The 17,857-nt window shown below is 71.5% G+C and carries 15 protein-coding genes and 3 pseudogenes; 10 read left to right on the top strand and 8 right to left on the bottom strand.

Translation table 11 applies throughout. From position 1 onward, the window contains the following. Positions 1-20: 20 nt before the first annotated feature. Entirely contained in the window at positions 21-1,100 is a 1,080-nt protein-coding gene (locus BIV25_RS07150) for a S1 family peptidase (protein WP_071371293.1), read from the bottom strand. Positions 1,101-1,514: 414 nt separating this feature from the next. Further along, positions 1,515-2,156: an isoprenylcysteine carboxylmethyltransferase family protein gene (locus tag BIV25_RS07145; protein WP_071371292.1), complete on the bottom strand. Its 642-nt coding sequence runs from the start codon at positions 2,154-2,156 to the stop codon at positions 1,515-1,517. 193 nt (positions 2,157-2,349) lie between these two features. Here BIV25_RS07145 and BIV25_RS07140 point away from each other — a divergent pair, with 193 nt between their 5' ends. The 3 genes from BIV25_RS07140 to BIV25_RS07130 are packed head-to-tail and all read left to right on the top strand — an operon-like array spanning position 2,350 to position 4,343. Then, entirely contained in the window at positions 2,350-2,877 is a 528-nt protein-coding gene (locus BIV25_RS07140) for a GNAT family N-acetyltransferase (protein WP_071371291.1), read from the top strand. Positions 2,878-2,931: 54 nt separating this feature from the next. Continuing rightward, positions 2,932-3,369, top strand: a complete 438-nt coding sequence (locus BIV25_RS07135) for a MerR family transcriptional regulator (RefSeq protein ID WP_071371290.1) — start codon at positions 2,932-2,934, stop codon at positions 3,367-3,369. Next, the gene (locus tag BIV25_RS07130) at positions 3,366-4,343 is read left to right on the top strand and encodes an NAD-dependent epimerase/dehydratase family protein (protein WP_071371289.1); all 978 of its coding nucleotides are present in this window, start codon (positions 3,366-3,368) and stop codon (positions 4,341-4,343) included. Before BIV25_RS07135 ends, BIV25_RS07130 begins: the two co-directional genes overlap by 4 nt. Before the next feature lie 154 nt (positions 4,344-4,497). On the opposite strand, the gene BIV25_RS07125 is transcribed toward BIV25_RS07130, so the two are convergent. From BIV25_RS07125 to BIV25_RS50820, 3 genes are all read right to left on the bottom strand, one after another. Further along, the gene (locus BIV25_RS07125) at positions 4,498-5,475 is read right to left on the bottom strand and encodes an asparaginase domain-containing protein (RefSeq protein WP_071371288.1); all 978 of its coding nucleotides are present in this window, start codon (positions 5,473-5,475) and stop codon (positions 4,498-4,500) included. A gap of 361 nt (positions 5,476-5,836) precedes the next feature. Continuing rightward, on the bottom strand, positions 5,837-6,625 hold the full coding sequence (locus BIV25_RS07120) for a flavodoxin family protein (RefSeq protein WP_371272997.1): 789 nt from the start codon (positions 6,623-6,625) through the stop codon (positions 5,837-5,839). Between the two features lie 841 nt (positions 6,626-7,466). Continuing rightward, positions 7,467-7,760: a hypothetical protein gene (locus BIV25_RS50820; RefSeq protein WP_177235175.1), complete on the bottom strand. Its 294-nt coding sequence runs from the start codon at positions 7,758-7,760 to the stop codon at positions 7,467-7,469. Between the two features lie 52 nt (positions 7,761-7,812). On the opposite strand from BIV25_RS50820, the gene BIV25_RS07115 reads away from it, so the two are divergent. The 5 genes and pseudogenes from BIV25_RS07115 to BIV25_RS07095 all read left to right on the top strand — a co-directional run bounded on the left by BIV25_RS07115 (position 7,813) and on the right by BIV25_RS07095 (position 12,782). Continuing rightward, positions 7,813-9,090 carry an alpha/beta hydrolase gene (locus BIV25_RS07115; protein WP_177235174.1) on the top strand — a complete coding sequence of 426 codons (1,278 nt, stop codon included), beginning with the start codon at positions 7,813-7,815 and terminating at the stop codon, positions 9,088-9,090. 88 nt (positions 9,091-9,178) lie between these two features. Beyond that, entirely contained in the window at positions 9,179-9,802 is a 624-nt protein-coding gene (locus BIV25_RS07110; RefSeq protein WP_071371286.1) for a TetR family transcriptional regulator, read from the top strand. 411 nt (positions 9,803-10,213) lie between these two features. Further along, positions 10,214-10,906: pseudogene (locus BIV25_RS46495) on the top strand (response regulator transcription factor); the annotation flags it as partial. Continuing rightward, positions 10,902-11,977 (top strand): annotated as a pseudogene (locus BIV25_RS07100) (sensor histidine kinase). The pseudogenes BIV25_RS46495 and BIV25_RS07100, both read left to right, overlap by 5 nt. A 40-nt stretch (positions 11,978-12,017) precedes the next feature. After that, complete coding sequence (locus BIV25_RS07095; protein ID WP_071371383.1) at positions 12,018-12,782, top strand: SDR family oxidoreductase; 765 nt, start codon at positions 12,018-12,020, stop codon at positions 12,780-12,782. A gap of 20 nt (positions 12,783-12,802) precedes the next feature. Here BIV25_RS07095 and BIV25_RS07090 read toward each other — a convergent pair whose 3' ends face one another. The 3 genes and pseudogenes from BIV25_RS07090 to BIV25_RS07080 all read right to left on the bottom strand — a co-directional run bounded on the left by BIV25_RS07090 (position 12,803) and on the right by BIV25_RS07080 (position 15,584). After that, positions 12,803-13,807 (bottom strand): 2-dehydropantoate 2-reductase, encoded by a 1,005-nt coding sequence (locus BIV25_RS07090; protein ID WP_071371284.1) that lies wholly within the window; start codon positions 13,805-13,807, stop codon positions 12,803-12,805. 167 nt (positions 13,808-13,974) lie between these two features. Next, positions 13,975-14,633, bottom strand: a pseudogene (locus tag BIV25_RS07085) (GNAT family N-acetyltransferase). A 90-nt stretch (positions 14,634-14,723) separates the two neighbouring features. Further along, complete coding sequence (locus BIV25_RS07080) at positions 14,724-15,584, bottom strand: (2Fe-2S)-binding protein (RefSeq protein WP_071371283.1); 861 nt, start codon at positions 15,582-15,584, stop codon at positions 14,724-14,726. Positions 15,585-15,769: 185 nt separating this feature from the next. On the opposite strand from BIV25_RS07080, the gene BIV25_RS07075 reads away from it, so the two are divergent. Together BIV25_RS07075 and BIV25_RS07070 are read left to right on the top strand one after the other, a co-directional pair. Next, positions 15,770-16,795, top strand: a complete 1,026-nt coding sequence (locus BIV25_RS07075) for an iron ABC transporter permease (protein ID WP_071371282.1) — start codon at positions 15,770-15,772, stop codon at positions 16,793-16,795. After that, positions 16,792-17,841, top strand: coding sequence for an iron chelate uptake ABC transporter family permease subunit (locus tag BIV25_RS07070; protein ID WP_071371281.1), 1,050 nt, complete (start codon positions 16,792-16,794; stop codon positions 17,839-17,841). The genes BIV25_RS07075 and BIV25_RS07070 overlap by 4 nt, the downstream gene beginning before the upstream one ends. Positions 17,842-17,857: the final 16 nt, after the last annotated feature.

Raw genomic sequence — 17,857 nt, 5'->3', positions numbered from 1 at the left:
ACGTCGCGGACCCCCGACGGTTACGGAAGAGTGGCCCCCTCCGCGCTCAGCGCCGCCGGCACCGGCTGGAAGAAGGTCTCACCGCCGGACGTGCAGTCACCGCTGCCGCCCGAGGTCAGGCCGATGGCCGCGTCGGAGTCGAAGAGCGCGCCGCCGCTGTCGCCGGGCTCGGCGCACACGGTGGTGTCGATGAGCCCGGAGACCGAGCCCTCCTGGTAGTTCACGGTCGCGTCGAGCCCGGTGACGGACCCGCTGTGGACCCCCGAGGTGCTGCCGCTGCGCGTGACCGACTCACCCACGTACGCATCGGCGGCGTGGGTGATCTGCTGGCTGCTGCCGTCGTAGAGGTCGACGGCGCTCGCGTGGTCGCCGCTCCCGTCGTCGTACTGCACCAGGGCGTAGTCGGTGCCGGGGAACTGCGAGTCGACGGTCTGGCCGACCTCTCCGCCGCCCTGCGAGTCGGACCACGTCTGCGACGCGTTGCCGCAGTGTCCGGCGGTCAGGAAGTAGGGCGCGCCGTTCACGGTCACGTTGAATCCGAGGGAGCAGCGGACGCTGCTGCCCCAGATGGCGTCGCCGCCCGCGATGAGCGGCTTGAACGGGGAGGTGGTCCGGCGTACGACGACCTTGTCGCCGAGCGAGTCCACCACGGAGTTCAGCCGGGCACGCTGGGCACCGGTGACCGTCGGGTCGACGGTCACGACCACCTTGTCCTGTCGGGGGTCGATCGACCAGGCGGTGCCCGCGATCCGGGCACGCTGGGTCAACGTGCCCTGCACTGCGCGCAGTTGGGTGGTGGAGTAGCGCACGGTTCTGGGAACGGCGCCGGTCGCGCGGACCTGGGCGGCCGCGGACGGGTCGGTGATGCCGACGACGAACCGCTGGGCCACGGTGTCGTAGTAGGAACCCGCCGCGCGGTCGCCCAGTCGTGCGACGAGGGAAGCGGCGGAGGCGGCGCGGGCCGCGGCCGGGGTGGTCGCGGCGGCGGGAGCGGCCGTGGCCGAGCCGGCGCCGGGGAGCAGGGCCGCGGCGGCCGTGAGGACGATGACACCGGCTCCGGAGAGCGCGCGGGTGGTGCGGGTGGTTCGGCGTTGCGCCATGTGAGGCCTCCAGTGGGGGTTGCCCCGCCCGATCGCCGAGCCGGGGCCGGAGGAATGACAGACACGGGCACGCCCCGAACCCAGGGATCGGTCGTGCCCATGCCAAGCGCCGACGAGTATGGCGAGTCGCTCCCGTCACGACAAGGAGGGTTTCCGGCCTGACCTCCGGCACCACGGACACGCAGGCGCCGTCACCGTCCCCGCACTCCGTGCACCGGCGCGGGCGCCCGGTGTCACGCACGGTCGCCGCCACCGCGCCCGCCGTCCACGCTCGGTTCACCAAGGGCTGGCCGGTACGCACTGATCCCGTTCGGAATTCGAACCAATCGTCCTTTATTTAGACCACTCTTGGCCTACTGATGACCTGACGCGACCCCACCCTCGCATGCCTACGGCTCCATGTCCGTCGCATGCCTACGGCTTCACGCTGTCCCGGTGGTCGGCGTCCGTCCGCGCACGGCGTATCCAGGGGATCAGTGCCGGGACGCGGGCGCGGTAGGCCTCGTAGCCCGGACCGAACCGGTCGGCCATCAGGCGGTCCTCGGCTCGGACCCGCAGCAGCATCCAGGGAACCGCGACGATGAGGCAGGCGACCCACACGCCGAAGCCACAGGCCAGCATCCCGCCGGCGACGAGGCCGAGCAGGCCGGCGTAGATGGGGTGGCGGACCAGCCCGTAGGGACCGTCCGTGCGGAGTTCGTGGTGCTCCCGCACCGTCGGGACGCTGGCCCACATCGTGCCCAGCACCCAGCGGGCCCACAGCAACAGAGCCGTGGAGGCGACGGCGAGAAGGGCGCCCAGGAGGGCCAGCTCGGGCTGCCAGTAGCGCAGGTGTCTCCAGAAGCCCTGGGTGCGGCCGAGCAGGAGCCAGAACACATAGACACCCGCCACGAGGAGGAGTCGGCGGGGCAGCGTGCGCCGCTGTCCGCGCCACCAGCCGCGCACCCCGGCGTGGCTCTTCACACCGAAGTAGACGGCGCCCACGATCCAGGCCGCGTAGAAGATCAGGACACAGATGACGATGAGCTGCACGAGCGCCGAGTGAAGCGATCCCATGCCTCAAGGGTGCTCCGCACGGACCGTCGGCCACCACCACCCACGGGTCGATGGAGACGGTCCGCCGATCTCCACCCTTGGGCGGAGACCGCTCGCCCGCCGCACGCCGCCCGCACCCGACCGACGACAGCATGCTCACGCTAGTCTCGGCCGCGTTCGCCGGCGTTTCACCATGGAGAGACGAGTACCCGAGATGACAGCGCCCCAGGTGGTCGTCCGTCCGGCGACCTCCGCCGACCTGCCGGCCGTAGCCGACGTCTACGCGTACTACGTCCGCCACACCGTGGCCACCTTCGAGGAGACCCCGCCGACCGTCGCCGCCTGGCAGGAGCGGCTCGGCGACCTGACCGGGCGGAAACTGCCCTTCCTTGTCGCCGCGTCGGACGGCGCGATCGCGGGCTTCGCACTTGCCGCGCCGTGGCGCCCGAAACCGGCGTACCGGAGCACGGTGGAGGACACCGTCTACCTAGCACCCGACGCCACCGGCCGGGGGCTGGGCACGGCCCTGCTCGACGCGGTCGTCACCGGGTCCGCCCGGGCGGGGATGCGGCAGATGATCGCTGTCATCGCCGACACCGGGAACGACGCCTCCCGCGCCCTGCACCGCCGCTTCGGCTTCACCGACGCCGGTCACCTGGTGCGGGTCGGCCACAAGCACGGCCGCTGGATCGACACCTTCCTCATGCAGCGGGAGCTGACCATCGAGCACGTCCGCCGGTGATCGCCGTCCGCCGGCGCTTGACCTCAAGCGCTTGAGGTGTGGTCTGCTGGCGCCATGACGACCTTCACGATTCATGATGTATCGACCCGTAGCGGACTCAGTGAGCCCACACTGCGCTATTACGAAGATGTCGGTCTCATCGGACCGATCGACCGGGACGAGAGCAGTGGGCACCGCCGGTACAGCAGCCGGGATCTCGACACGCTGGAGGCACTGTCCTGCCTGCGCGCGGTCGGCGTGAGCATCGAGGACATGCGCACCTACCTGCGCAACCGGGCGCGGGGCCGGGAGGCGGCGGCCGAGCAGCGTGACCTGCTGCTGCGGCACGCCGCACGGATCGAGGCGGAGATCGCCGCCCAGCGGGCGCGGCTGGGCTACCTGCGCGAGAAGGCGGCCATGTGGGACGCCCGCGACCGCGGCGACACCGCAGCGGAGGCCGAGTCGATAGCCCGTCTCGTGGACGCGGTCGAGGGTCTGGGGGTGCTGCGATGAGCACGGTCCTGGTCACCGGCGGAGCCGGCTACGTGGGAACGCACCTGATCACGGCGCTGCTGCGGGCCGGGCGCCCGGTGCGGGCCACGGTGCGTTCGACGGCCCGGGAGTCCGAGCTGCGCGCGGCGGTGCGTCGTGGTGGCGCCGACGACGGCGGTCTGGAGATCGTCGCCGCGGACCTGATGTCCGACGACGGCTGGCGCACCGCGGTGGCCGGCTGCGCGGAGGTCCATCACGTCGCCTCGCCCCTCCCGGCCGTCCAGCCGGAGGACCCGGACGAGCTGATCCTCCCCGCCCGCGACGGCACGCTGCGGGTCTTGCGCGCCGCGCGCGACGCGGGCGCCCGGCGCACCGTGCTGACCTCGTCGTTCGCCGCGGTCGGCTACACGCCGAAGCCCGGCGCCGAGTTCACCGAGGCGGACTGGACCGATCCCGGCACACCCGGGCTCGCGCCGTACCCCCGGTCCAAGGCGATCGCCGAACGGGCCGCGTGGGACCTGATGGAACGGGAGGGCGGCGACACCGAACTCGTCGTCGTCAACCCGACGTTCATCCTCGGCCCGGCCCTCACGACGGAGCCGCGATCGTCGACGCAGTTGGTCAAGGCGATGCTCGACGGCACGATGAGCGTCGCGCCCCGCCAGCGGTTCGGCCTCGTCGACGTCCGTGACCTGGCCGACCTGCACATCCGCGCGATGGCCGCCCCGGGGGCGGCGGGCAAGCGGTTCCTGGCCGTCGCCGACGGCCCGGCGCTGAGCTTCCTGGAGATCGCCGAGATCCTGCGCCGACGGCTCGGTCCGCTCGCCGCGCGCGTACCCACGCAGGAGGCGCCGGGCGACGAGCCGCCACGGCCGGTCATCCACAACGACCGCGCCCGCACAGAGCTCGGCTGGCACCCGCGCCCCGTCGAGACCACCATCATCCAGACGGCCGAGAGCCTGCTCGGCCCGGCAACGCCACAAGCGCGACAATGACTCAACCCCGCACGGCGAACGCCTCCACGATCCCGCCACACCCAACCCCCGTCACCAACAACAGCCAGCCGGCACCCGCGCCCCACCCGGACCACCGTCATCCAGACGACCGACAACCTGCCCAACCCAGCAACACCACAAGCACGGCACTCACTCAACCCCGCACGGCGAACGCCTCCACGATCCCGCCACGCCCGGTCCCGGTCGCCAACAGCAGCCGGAGCAGCACCCGGGCCTTGTACGGGTCGAGGAAACCGCCGTCGATCAGGCCGCGTCGGCGCAGGTCCGTCTCCGAGCCGGGGGCCTCGTAGGTGTGCCGCAGCACCGAACCGCTCCCGGTGCGCGAGGTCAGGACGACCGGCAGGTGTGCGGCCAGCGCGCCGAGCCGTGGTGCCAGCACGTCCGGTACATGACCGACGCCGAAACCGGCGACCACGAGGCCCCGTTGTGTCGCTTCGAGCCCGTCGAGCTGCGCGCCGTCGTCGTCCAGGGTGACCACGTGCAGGGCGACACGGGCGGCCGCCAGCCGCTTCCGGTCGACATCGGCCGGTAGCGGCTCGTGCCGGGGCTGGGCGAGGAGCATCCGCACCCGGCCCTCGACGACATGGCCGAGCGGGCCGGCGCTCGGCGAGGCGAAGGTCGCGGGGTTCGCGCTGTGCGTCTTGCGCACCCAACGCGCCGCGTGCACCTCGTCGTTGAGGACGACCAGCGCACCCGCGCCGCGCGCCTCCCGGGCCGCGGCGACGCGTACGGCGGCAAGTACGTTGGCAGGGCCGTCCGCTCCGGCCATGGCCGGCTGCCGCATCGCGCCGGTCAGCACGAACGGCGCGTCGTGCGGCCACACCAGGTCGGCCAGGAAGGCCGTCTCCTCCAGGGTGTCCGTGCCCTGGGTGACGACCACGCCGTCGGCGCCCTCGGCCACGGCCCGCGAGGCGACGGCGACGACGTCGAGGACCTGAGCGAAGGTGAGACTTCCGCTGGGTACGGCGTGTACGTCCCGCACCTCCAGCGGAACTCCGAGCTCCGCCAGGCCCGGTACGGCGGCGGTGATCTCGGCGCCGGTGAGCCGGGTTCCCCGCTCGCCGCCCGGCACGGAGATCGTGCCCCCGAGTGCCAGCAGTACGACGCTCAACGCCTGCCCCCTCCCCAGCCCGGGTTCCGCCGGATGAAGATCCACCGACCGGTCACCAACCTACCGGTGCGCCTGCCGCGGGACGCAACGGACGGCACGTCAGAACGCGCTTTCCGCACACTCGTTGACCTTGATCGTCCACATCCCTAGCCACCAACCTCATCTATGGACGGCTTGTTCGGCGTTCAAGGGGGAACCGGCCGGCCCACGCCACTTGTTGTCGTTGCCGTCGGCGTACTGATCCTGCTCTTTCCGGACGCCCTCGGCGTGTGCCCCGACGGGCGGCGTCGCCTTCGCGCGGTGTCCGTGCGCGCCCAGGCCGAGCGGGGCAGGGCGGAGGAGGCCGGCTCCTCCCCCGCCGCTACCGGTGCTCGGGGTTTTCGTAGTCGCGGCGGCAGCCGGCGTCCCAGGCCGCGCGCTGGTTGCCGTAGGCGGGAATGCCGCCCAGGTCCTTCAACGCCCGGGCCAGGTGGAGCAGGTTCCAGGTCATGAACGTGGTGTTGCGGTTGGTGAAGTCGTTCTCCGGGCCTCCCGAGCCGGGGTCGAGGTAGGAGGGGCCGGGGCCCGCCTCCCCGATCCAGCCGGCGTCCGCCTGGGGCGGGATGGTGTACCCCAGGTGCTGCAGGCTGTAGAGGACATTCATGGCGCAGTGCTTGACGCCGTCCTCGTTGCCGGTGATCAGGCAGCCGCCGACGCGGCCGTAGTAGGCGTACTGACCCTGTTCGTTGAGCAGGCTGGAGCAGGCGTAGAGGCGTTCGATCACGCGCTTCATCACGGAGCTGTTGTCCCCCAGCCAGATGGGGCCGGCCAGCACGAGGATGTCGGCTGCCAGGACCTGCTGATACAGGCCGGGCCAGGCGTCCGTCTCCCAGCCGTGCTTCGTCATGTCGGGCCACACGCCGGTGGCGATGTCGTAGTCGACGGCCCGTACGACGTCGACGTCCACGCCCTGTGCGTCCAGGATGGCGGTACTGCGGTCGATCAGTCCCCGGGTGTTGCTCGTCTCCGGCGAGCGCTTCAGGGTGCAGTTGATCACCAGGGCGTTCAGGTCGTCGTACCGGGCCGGCGGTGCGTCGGTGGGCGACGACGAAGCAGTCACAGGTCCTCCCAGAGCCTTGCCGGCGCACGGTGCGCGGCGAAGCGTTCCCATCCGGCTCCAGCGTGTGGGGTGGCCTCGGTCAGCGCCACGGCAAAGCCTCCGAATGGCCCCGGTGGCGCTTCGGCTCAGGCGCGGTCGGCTGCCCTGCCTCCCCTGCCGGCTGCTGATGAGCGGAACCGTGCGTCCGCCCGGTGACCACGTCACCGGGCGGTCCGCCCACCGACGCGGTCCGCACTCACCCGGGCGCCGAAGTCGCATCGGCCCCGCCGGTCCCCTTCAGCAGCCGGAGCAGGCTCGTGCGCAGTGCGTCCTGCGCGGCCGTCTCGGACATCCGGCCGGCATCCTGTTCCTCGCTCGCGAGATGGCCGAGCCGGATGGTGCCCGCGACCGGCCAGTCGACCGGTCGCAGGTCATCGAACGTCTCCCGAGGTCAGCGCCGTGACAGTGGACACCGACAGCGGACGGATCAATCGTGACCGGCGACCACCCCCTGGACGACACGGACGTACGCGCCGCGGTCGAGGAGGCGGGCTACGGGCTGATCGAGCCGACGCCCTGGGACACGCACGCGCTGTACTGACCGCGAGCTGCGCGAAGAGAGCCTCCCACAGCGCCGCCTCCGCCCACTCGGTCACATCACCGTGCGTGGCGACGGAATCGATCGCACGATCAACGGCCCGCCGCACACGGCGGTCGTTCCGGTGACGGCACTCCCCTCATGTCCGTGCGGAACGACGACGGCGCGCTGGACACCGCCAGGGCGGGCGCGGAGTCGGCCCGGACGCTCTTGCGGGCCGGGGCGCGTTCCGGGGACGCGGCATGGGGTCGTCCGCGGTCGTCCGTCCGTGCCACAGGACCGCTGTGTACTGGCTGGGATTCGATCGGGGTTCGATCAGGGTGGTCCCTGATGGACGATGTGCCGAGGACGGTCGAGGATGACGAGCGTGACAAGCAGAATGCGCACGCCACGCCCCACCGTGACGGGACGGTCGCTGAACCAGAAGGTCGTGGCCCTGAAAGCCAGGGCGTTCGGAACGGCGGTGCTCGTCACCGCGATGTTGACGATGCCTGTTGCGACTGCCGCCGCCGCGGATACCGTCGCCGCCGCCGGCAGTCCGGCGTCGTCCCTGAACTGGACGGCGTGCCCGTTTCCCGACTCACCGGCGCAACTCCAGTGTGCTTCCATCCAGGTGCCGGTGGACTACGCGCACCCACACGGATCGAAGACAACCATCACGGTGGACCGGCTCCGCGCGAGCGGCGCGCATCCGGTCGGTAGCCTGTTCTTCGACCCTGGCGGCCCCGGCGGTTCCGGGACGCAGTTCGTGCGCGCCGAATCCCTCGGGGCGCACGTGTTCTCCGCTGCCACCCGGGAGCACTTCGATGTGATCGGCCTGGACCCGCGCGGTGTCGGACTCAGCAGTCCCGTCCGCTGCGACCCCGCGCTGCTCAATCGCCAGGTCTCGCTGTTCCCCAAGGACGATGCCGAGTTCCGGCGCTTGGTCGCGCGGAACCAGGCACTGGGCCGGAGCTGCCGTCAGCTCACCGGACCACTGCTGGAACACGTCGACACCGTCAGCGCCGCCCGCGACCTTGAGGCCCTGCGCCAAGCGCTCGGCGAGGGAAAAATCAACTACCTCGGACTGTCCTACGGCTCCCAACTGGGCGCCACATATGCCGAACTGTTCCCGAACCGGATCCGGACCCTGGCGTTGGACGGCGCACTCGATCACTCGCTGTCGACGGTGTCCCTGTTCAAGGACGAGTCCCACGCATACGAGAACTCCCTCGCCCGCTTCTTCGACTGGTGTGCGCAGACCACCTCCTGCGCGCTGCACGGCACAGAGGCCTGGCGGCTTTTCGACACCCTGGTGGCAGCCGCCGACGACCGCCCGATCCCTGCCCCGGCCTGCGCCAAGGCGGGCAACTGCCGTCCGTTTGTGACCGGCGAGGACATCCGGTTCGCCGCGCAGGGCCTGCTGCTGTTCCCGTCCCGGCGAAACGATCTCGCCCTCGCTCTCCAACAGGCAGGGGCCGGCGACGCGTCGGCGCTCTCGCAGCCCCTTGCCACCGGGCCGAACGACGACGATGCGAACGGCAGCCAGATCGCGATCGAGTGCCTCGACTGGACGACCCCGATCCGGACGCTGCACGATCTGCAGCACCTGCGACGGCTCGGGCAGGCGGTCGCGCCTCGTCTCGGCGGCGCGTCCCAGTCGTGGACCATCCTCACCGGGTGCGTCGGCTGGCCGGCACGGGTGGCGAACCCACCGCGGCCCATCAAGGTCCGGCACGCACCGACGATCCTGATCACCAATGCCACCCACGACCCCTCAACGGCGTACCCCTGGGCCGTTCGCCTGCACCGCGAGCTTCCCTCCAGCGTGCTGGTGACCCGCAAGGGCGACGGCCACACCAGCTACCTGGCCAAAGGCACCAGCCACACCCGGGACGCCATCGACAGCTACCTGCTCACCGGTCGGACACCGCCGCCGGACACGGTCTACGACGACTGACGCGGCTCAGGCCGGGTTGGATCCTCGGCAACCTCGCCCAGGCCGGTACCACCGTTTCAACCTCCTTCTCTGGACGCCGTGTCGGGGGATGGATACGAACACTGGCCCGGCGGCCAACACGGCGGAGCGCGAACGTCAGCTCGTGTGCGACGAACTCGCTGATGCCGCCGTCAAGTTGCCGGCCGACCAGGGATGCGAAGGGACGACGGTCGACCAGATCGTGGCTGCCGTGGGGATGTCGCGCCGCACGTTCTCGCGGTACTTCGATTCCAGAGAAGACGTGATCGTGCACATGCTCGCGGAAGCCGGCGTGCACCTGTGCGCGGAGCTGAGCGCCCGGCCCGCCGACGAGCCCCACGCGGTGGCGCTCCGCCACGCCCTGCCGGTGTTCACCTCCCTGAGCGTCGACAATCCGGACAAGACGCTGCGTGTGAGCAGGCTGATCCTCGGCACGCCGGCCCTGCCGGCCCGGTTCCTGGAGCGGCAGTCGCAGTGGCAGACCGGGATGACCGGCATCCTCGCCCGGCGTACCGGGCTGGATCCCGGCGCCGAGCTGCGCCCCGCCCTCGCCGCGGGCGTCGCGCTCACCGCGTTCCAGACCGGGCTGCGCCGCTGGGTGGACGGCGACGGCACCAAGGACATGGACGAGCTGGTCGATCAGGCTTTCGCGGTCGTCGCGCCGGCCCTCGACCTCACCACCAACCCGAGCTGACCCTCCGGGGGCGGCTCCAGCCAGTCTTCCGGGAGGGTCAGCGAGGGACCGTGGGGAGGCGGCCACGGACACGGCCGACGCGCGCCGGCCCCTCCGGTACGTGACGGGGTTTGCGGCCTGCTCCTGGGCGGCGATGTCCAGCAAGAGCAAGACGATCGCGTCGTGATCGGCACTGCGCGATTCGGCGTAGTAGGTGATCAGGTCGGTGGCCAAGGGGGCCGTCGAGGTGGGTGGGCCAGGCAGCGGACGGTGAGCCTGACGGCCGCGAGCCGATTACGGTCTTCCGGTGCCTGGGGCGTTGCCCTTGTCGTCGTGTCGGTCCCACAGGTGGGCGAGCCCCGCACTTTTGCGGACCGGTTCACCCGGTGCTCAATACGCCCACGATACGTGGCGACACATAACCTTGATGACATGCGTGTGCTGATCGTCGAGGACGAGCCCTGTCTGGCAGAGGCCATCCGTGATGGTCTGCGGCTGGAGGCGATCGCGGCCGACATCGCGGGTGACGGCGACACCGCTCTGGAACTGCTGGGCACCAACACCTACGACGTCGCCGTCCTCGACCGCGAAATTCCCGGGCCTTCCGGTGATGAGATCGCCACACGCATCGTCGCCTCCGGCAGCGGTATGCCGATCCTGATGCTCACCGCTGCCGACCGCCTCGACGACAAGGCGTCGGAGTTCGGGCTCGGCGCCGACGACTACCTCACGAAGCCCTTCGAGCTCCAGGAACTCGCGCTCAGGCTCAGAGCGCTCGACCGCAGGCGCGCCCACAACCGGCCTCCCGTGCGGGAGATCGGGGGGCTGCGCCTCGACCCGTTCCGCAGAGAGGTCCACCGGGACGGGCGCTACGTCGCACTGACCAGGAAGCAGTTCACGGTGCTCGAAGTCCTCGTCGCCGCCGAAGGCGGTGTCGTCAGCGCCGAAGAACTCCTGGAACGCGCGTCGGACGCGAACGCCGACCCCTTCACCAACGCCGTGCGCATCACCGTCTCGGCACCGCGCAAGCGGCTCGGCGAACCCCGGATCATCGCCACCGTGGCCGGCGTCGGCTACCGCTTCGACACGCCACCACCGGCCGGACACAAGGGAGGAGACGGTGGACAGGCCGCCTGGTCCGAGCGTTCGCCTCAAACTCACCCTCAGCTACGCCGGGTTCCTCGTGCTCGCCGGCATCCTGCTGCTCGCGGCCGGGTGGGTGTTCCTGATGCGGGTGAGACACCCCGGGCTCATCGTCGTGCCCGACTACCGCTTGGCCGTCCTGCGCGCCTTCGCTCCGATCGCGGGTGTCGTGCTGGCGTTCCTGCCGCTGTTCGGGCTCGCGGGAGGGTGGTTCCTCGCCGGCCGGATACTCGCCCTCCTGACCCGGATCACCCACGCCACCCGTACGGCCACGAACGGATCGCTCTCCCACCGCATCCGGCTGCCGGGCCACAACGACGAGTTCCGCGAACTCGCCGACGCCTTCGACACGATGCTCGCACAGCTCGAGCACACGTGGCCGAACAGCGGAGGTTCGCAGCGAACGCCTCCCACGAGCTGCGCACCCCGCTCGCGATCTCGAAAACGCTCATCGACCTGGCCCGCACCGACCCGACGTGCGACACCGGCGAACTCTTCGACCGCCTCCACACCGTCAACACCCGGGCGATCGACCTCACCGAGGCGCTGCTCCTGCTCAGCCGCGCCGACCAGCGGACCTTGGTCCGAGTCCCCGTCGATCCGTCCCTCCTGGCGGAAGAAGCCACGGAAACGCTCCTTCCCCTCGCGGAAAAGAACGGTGTCACCATCGAGATCTCCGGCGACGTCACCCCCACCATCGGCTCGCAAGCACTCCTGCTGCAGCTGACCATGAACCTCGTGCACAACGCGATCGTCCACAACCTGCCCGAGCACGGCACCGTGTGGGTCCGCACCGGTGTCCGCCCCCGGAGTGTGGTGCTCACTGTCGAGAACACCGGCGAGACACTCACCCCACAGCTGGTCTCGACACTCACCGAACCCTTCCGGCGCGGCACCGAACGCATCCGCACCGACCACGCGGGCGTCGGCCTCGGCCTGGCGATCGTCAAGACCATCACCCGCGCACACGGCGGAACACTCACCCTCACCCCGCGCCCCGCCGGGGGGATCCGCATCACCGTGGAACTACCCGCGGCAGCCGCCCTCACGTGACGAGGCAGGGGACCCCGCGGAACACGATCAAGGAGTGGACGTGGAAAACCTCAGTGGCAAGGTCGCGCTGGTCACCGGCAGCAGCCGGGGCATCGGGCGAGGCATCGCGGAACGCCTGGCCCGGGACGGCGCTCTGGTGGCCGTGCACTACGGCAGTAACGCGTCGGCGGCCGAGGAGACCGCCACGGCCATCGCCGAGGCCGGCGGCAGGGCGTTCATCGTGGGCGCCGAACTGGGCGTTCCCGGCGACGTGGACACTCTCATGGCCGGGCTGGAGACCGGACTGCGCGCACACGGGGGAGCGACCATCGACATCCTGGTGCACAACGCGGGGCTCAATCTCATGGGGCGTCCGATCGACGTGCTCACCCCGGAGGAGTTCGACCGGATGGTCGCGGTCAACGTCAAGGCACCGTTCTTCCTCACCCAGCGGCTGCTGCCACGGCTGCGCGACGGCGGCCGGATCATCACCATCTCGTCCGTCTCCACCCGTATCGCCTCCGCCCACGGCATCGGCTATCCGCTCACCAAGGGCGCCCTCGAAGTGTTCAGCCACACCCTGGCCAAGCACCTCGGCCCCCGCGGGATCACCGTGAACTCCGTCGTCGTCGGGTTCACCCGCACCGACATGACCGCCGACGTGCTGGCCGACCCGGCGAACGTGGAGCGCAACATCGGCCTGACCGCCCTCGGCCGCATCGGCCGGATACCGGACATCGCCGACGCAGTCGCGTTCCTGGCTTCCGACGACGCGCGCTGGATCACCGGCACCAAGCTCGACGTCACCGGCGGCGTCAGCCTGTAGCACCGGCCGGCATGCGCGCATCAGCGCGCGGCGCGCAGCTCGGCGTACAGCTGCGGCCCCGTCCAGGTGCGCGGGGCGGACTCCGCCTCGTGCACCAGGGTCAGCAGCCGCGCGTTCGCGGGGGCGCCCAGTCCGTGGGCAGTGGCGAGGGCGACGATCTCGCCCTGCAAGGAGTCGATCTCCGTGCGCCGGCCGCGCTGGAGGTCCTCCCACATCGAGGAGCGGGCATGGGCGTCGATCCGGAGGGACGCCGCCGCCACCCGGCGGAAGAGGGCGTCGGGCAGTCCCAGCACATACGGGGTGACGGCGGGCGCGGTGGGGCCGAGGCGGGCCGGGGCGACCCCGGCGGCGCGGTACGCGGCGAGGGCTTCGCGCTGGCACAGGGCGAGACAGCGACGGTAGGCGCGCTGGCCCAGCTGATCGCGCAACGGCAGTCCGGACAGGGCGTTGATCGCGTTGTTGAGGTTCAACAGCAGCTTGGCGTGCTGCACTTCGGACATGTCGGTGCGGGCCTCGATCGCCAACCCGGCCGTGCGGAAGGCCGCGAAGAGCGTGTCGTCGGGCTCGGTCATGAGGCGGCCCGGCATGCCCTGGTGCACGGTGCCCGGCTCGGACTGCACCACGTTGTACGGCACCATCCCGGCCAGCACGGTGTGGCCGGGGAGCGCGGCACGCAGGGTGGCCGGGTTGTGCAGCCCGTTCTGGAAACTGACCACGACGGCGCCCGGGGCGAGATGAGGCGCGAGCTCCTCGGCTGCGGCCCCGGTACCGGCGGACTTCACCGTGACCAGCACATAGTCGGCCCCGGCTACGGCCTCGGGGCCGGTGGCCAGCACCAGCCGGTCCGGTGTGAGGTGGACGGGCGGCCGTACGGAGGTGCTCAGGGTGAGGCCCCGCTCGCGCAGCACGTCCATGGCACCGGGCCGACCGACGAGCGCCACGTCATGCCCGGCGGCGACGAGGTGACCACCGAGATGGCAGCCGATGCTGCCGGCACCGAGGACGGCGAAGCGGGGTGTGGGCATGGGGGCGTCTCCTGTGCACGAGCGGGGGCCGGCAGGGGCCAGCATGGCCCACGCGCACGTCCGCTGACCAGGCCCGGTCCGCGGCGGCGGACAGTCGCGTCACCTCGCCTCGCCGACGACGTTGCCGCGCCGGACGTCTGCTACCGGCCGTCGCGGCCCCTGCCCGGTCAGACGGGGGAAGGCGGACCGGCCGCCGACCACCCGGGCCGGGAGCCTCGCGCCATGCGCTGTTCGAGCCGCGCGCGGCAGTCCGGCCACTCCGCCGCGGTGATCGAGAAGATCGCGGAGTCACGGAGGCGACCTTCCTCACCTGGTACCCAGGACCGGGACCAGTTGCGCAGCACGCCCTCGAAGCGGGCGCCCACCCTCTCGATCGCAGCCCTCGACCGCCCGTTGCGCGCGTCCGTCTTCAGGTCGACCCGCGACACTCCCCAGTTCTCGAACGCGTGCCGGAACAACAGGTACTTCGCCTCGGTGTTCACGCCCGTCCCTTGCGCCGACCCGGCGAGCCAGGTGAACCCGACCTCGACCGCGTACAGTTCACCGCTCGTCGGCCACAGTCGCGGGTCCCAGCAGGCCCTGATCCCGATCGCCCGCCCCGAGGCCCGGTCCACCTGCGGTAGGGGGCCAGCTTTCCGGCGGCGGCGCGGGCGAGTTGGGCGTCGACGTACCCCTCGACCTCGTCGGCCGTGGGCACCCAGGTGAACCGACAGGAGCTGGGGTCGTCCTCCGCCGCCACGGCCAGGTCCGCCGCGTGGCGGTGCTCCAGTGGCTCCAGGCGCACGAGCGTGCCGTCCAGAACCGGTCCCTCAAGTGTGAGACTCATCGTTCACCCATCACGTGCCCGTACGGATGCGCAGCCCCGGCCCGTAGCGTTCCAGAGCATTCGCGGCCTTTCACGCGAATTGATGGCCGCTCAGTCGCGCAGCCTGCGCAGCCGCTCCGCGTCGCCGGTGCGCGGGCAGGTCACGCAGGCCTCGGCGGGGCGGATCGCATAGAACATGCAGCAACCGGTGCGCGTGCGGGTGGTGTACGTGCGGCCGTCCTCGTCGGTCAGCCGGCGGAAGCCGGCGCCTGACGGATAGGGGGGAACGGCGGCCGGGAGGACGTCGGTCGCGGCGCGTACGGCCTCCTGCTCCCGGCCCAGCATCCTGCCGAGGTACCAGATCCCGGACACGAGGTCGTCACCGACCATCCCCCACAGGGGACGCGCCCCGCGCCGTGCGACGGGGCCGATGGCGGCCAGCAGTGGACGCATGTGATCGGTCACCGCCATGCGCAACGCCGTGCGCAGAGCGGCTTCTTGAGGGAGCGTCAGCACGTCGGGGAGGCCGGCGAGGGCGTCGTCCGTCAGGCACGCGAGTTCCCCGCCGGGGGTGATGACGTACGTGCCCGACGCGAGATCCACCCACAGGTCTTTCGGGCGGATGCGCGGCACTCGTCGTTCGAGGAACCAGGCTCCTGCCGTCAACAGGCCCACCGACCAGGCGTAGTCGTGCAGGGCACGGGAGGCGGCGACATGCCGGCGGGCCGTGACCCCGTGGCGGTCCCGGATGCGGGCGACCTCGATGTCGACGAAGGCGTCGAGCGCACCGCGGTCCGACGTCAACTCCGCTGCGGTGAAACCCATTTCGGGCACACCCATGTCCCGTACAGCGCGTCCCGGTTCCACGACCCGCACGGTCAGTGCCTCGCAGACGTCGGCCAGTCGACGGTAGACGCCGCCCAGGGCGTGCGTGACGACGCCGGCCGAGGAGGTCTTCAGTGCCATGGACATGGGTGCTCCAGCCCGGGAAGTTCGCGAACAACCAGATAGGTAAGGCTTACCTTACTCAGATCACGGGCAGGGATCATCCATGACGTCCCGGAAGAGCCCCGAGGGCCACTCGATCACCGAATCTCCCCACAGTGACCGCACGGCCGGTTGATAAGTAAAGCAAGGCTTGCCTAAGCTCACGCCTTGTGACCGCTCCCCGACGGGGTGCACCCACCGGTGCGCTCTCCCCTGCCCTCAGACACGTCCCGCTCTTCCTGACCGGCCTCGCCGCCCTCGCCCTGTGCGCCGCGCTCAGCCTCGTCCTGGGCACCCGCTCCGTACCCCTCTCCACCGTGGCGGACGCCCTGTTCGGCCACGCCCATGGGCGCGAGGCGCTGGTGGTGACCGAGCTGCGGCTGCCCCGTACCGTCATCGGGCTCGCGGTCGGTGCGGCGCTCGGCGTCGCCGGGGCCGTCGCGCAGGGCATCACCCGCAATCCGCTCGCCTCGCCGACCACGCTCGGCATCAACGCGGGCGCCGGCTTCGCGGTCGTCGTCGCCATCTACGCGCTGGGGCTGGGCGACCCGGTCCAGTACGTGTGGTTCGCGTTCGCGGGCGCGGCGGCTGCCGCCCTGCTCGCCCAGGCGCTCGCCCGGCGCTCGGGTGACCTCGACCCCGTACGTCTGGCGCTCGGCGGCACCGTGCTCCAACTCGTGCTGCTGTCCTGGACGTCGGCGGTGATGCTGCTGAACCAGCGGACCCTGGACGAGGCCCGTTTCTGGCTGGCCGGGTCCCTGTCCGGCAGGCCCCTGGGGGTGCTGTGGCCGGTGCTGCCCACTCTCCTGCTCGGACTGGTCGTCGCCCTCGCCCTCTCCCCCGCCCTCAACGCCCTTGCGCTGGGCGACGATTCGGCGCAGGCGCTGGGCGTTCCGGTGGCCCGGATCCGGCTGGCGGGCGGGATCGCGGTGGTGCTGCTCGCCGGTTCGGCGGTCGCCATGGCCGGCCCCGTCGCCTTCATCGGCCTGGCCGCACCCCATCTCGTACGGCCCCTGCTCGGCAACGACCACCGGCTGCTGGTGCCCGGCTGTCTGATCGCCGGCCCGCTGCTGCTGCTCGCCGCCGACGTGCTCGGCCGGCTGGTGATCCGCCCCTCGGAGCTGGAGGTCGGCATCGTGACGGCGTTCCTCGGCGCGCCGCTGCTCGCTCTGCTGGCCCGGAAGGTGACCCGATGAGCACCGCCGCCGTGGCCCTGCGTACGGCATCCACGGCCCGCGCCCGGGTACGTCGCCGCGTCCTGGCCTTCGCCGCGGTCGGCTTGGTGGCGCTGTTCGTACTGCTCACCGTGTCCCTGACGATCGGTGAGGTGCCGATGCCCGCGGGCACGGCGCTGCGTGCGCTGGCCGGGTTCGGGGACGCGGGGGACGTGCTGGTCGTGCAGCAGTTCCGGGCGCCGAGGGCGGTGGCGGCCATCGTCGCCGGTGCCGGGCTGGGGGCGGCCGGATGTGTGCTGCAACGGCTGTTCCGTAACCCACTCGCGTCTCCGGATGTCATGGGCGTGACAGGCGGGGCGTCGCTGGGCGCGGTCGCGCTGATCGCGGCCGGGGCCGCACAGGCGCTGATCCCTGTGGGGGCACTGGGCGGAGGGCTGCTGGCGGCGCTGCTTCTGGGCGTGTTCGCCTGGCGCTCGGGGCTCGCCGTCACCCGTCTCGTGCTCACCGGCCTCGCCGTCCAGGCGGGTCTCGCCGCCGCCGTGAACCTCATGATCGTGCGCTTCCCGGCCGAGCTCGCCGGGTCGGCGCTCCAGTGGACCACGGGGTCGGTGTACGGCCGCACCTGGACGGAGGTGTGGGGAGCCGGCGGTGCCATGGTCGTCGCGCTCGTCGCCGCCCTGGTGCTGCACCGCAGGCTGGCAGTCCTCGACCTCGGGGACGACTCGGCGGGCGCCCTGGGTCTGCGGACGTCCGCCGCTCGCCTCCAACTCCTCTTCGTGGCTGTCGCGTTGACGTCGCTCGCCGCCGCGCTCGCCGGTCCGGTGACGTTCGTGGCGCTGGCCGTGCCGCACATCGTGCGGTTCGTCACCGGGCCGCCGACGGCCGCGTCCCTGGGTCTGGCCGGGCTCACCGGGGCGGTGCTGCTCCTCGCCTCCGACCTGGTCGTGCAGCACCTGCTGCCGGTGCAGGGGTTGCCGGTGGGGGCGGTCACCGCCACCCTCGGGGCCCCCTGGCTCCTGGTGCTGATGTTCCGGCAGAGCTCGCCCCTCCGCGGGACCCGACCATGACCGCCGCGGCCGAGGG

The organism is Streptomyces sp. MUSC 14 (assembly GCF_001866675.1).
In the GTDB taxonomy this organism is placed as follows: Bacteria; Actinomycetota; Actinomycetes; order Streptomycetales; family Streptomycetaceae; genus Streptomyces.
Note: the sequence above shows the minus strand (reverse complement) of the source record. Positions and strands in the feature narration are given on the sequence as shown.